Annotated in this window: 1 protein-coding gene; it reads right to left on the bottom strand. The window is 60.1% G+C overall.

Going from position 1 to position 597, the window contains the following annotated elements:
* On the bottom strand, positions 1-597 hold a 597-nt coding region (locus AK963_RS34340; RefSeq protein WP_175404782.1), incomplete at both ends, for a hypothetical protein.

Here is a 597-nt window from a genome sequence, read left to right as displayed (position 1 = left end):
GCAGGTTTTTTGAGTACTTGGGTTCGACGAAGAGACCGCCGCCGATGTTGCGGGCGCGTTGCCCTTTCCAGGCTTCGGCCTGTTCGTCGGCGTAGGCTTGGGCTTCCCGTTTGGCTTCGGCGTCTTTAGCTCTTGCCTTGAGGGCGTTCTCGTCGATGGCTCCACGGCCAGACTGTTTGACCTTGGGCTTATTGCGGAAACCGGCCATGTAACTGATGTCGACAAAGGTGTCGGTATCGTCGCCACGGTGGTTGGCGTCGTAGATGGCTCGCCAGATTTGCTGGCGCAGTTCTGCCTGGCCAGAGGGGGCGTGTTCAGTGACGGCATCGGCCCAGATGTTGACGTCCTGCTGCCAGGCTTTCATCTGTTTGGGGGAGAGTTCGGCTACTCGGGAGAGCTGATCGCGGGACATGTCCTTGGCGGCTTTGGGCAGGGTGAGACCGCGATGTTCGGCGAGCTTGGTGAGCAGTACTTTCGGGCGCTTGTGCTGGTCAATGGCCTCGTCGGTCATGCCCAGTTTGGTTTTCAGGTAGACGCGGGCTTTGGGGCCGATGACCGGTCGGGTTTTCGGGTCGGCCTTGATCTGTTTCTGCTGGG

Origin of the sequence: Endozoicomonas atrinae, assembly GCF_001647025.1 — a bacterium.
Classification (GTDB): Bacteria; Pseudomonadota; Gammaproteobacteria; order Pseudomonadales; family Endozoicomonadaceae; genus Endozoicomonas; species Endozoicomonas atrinae.
Note: the sequence above shows the minus strand (reverse complement) of the source record. Positions and strands in the feature narration are given on the sequence as shown.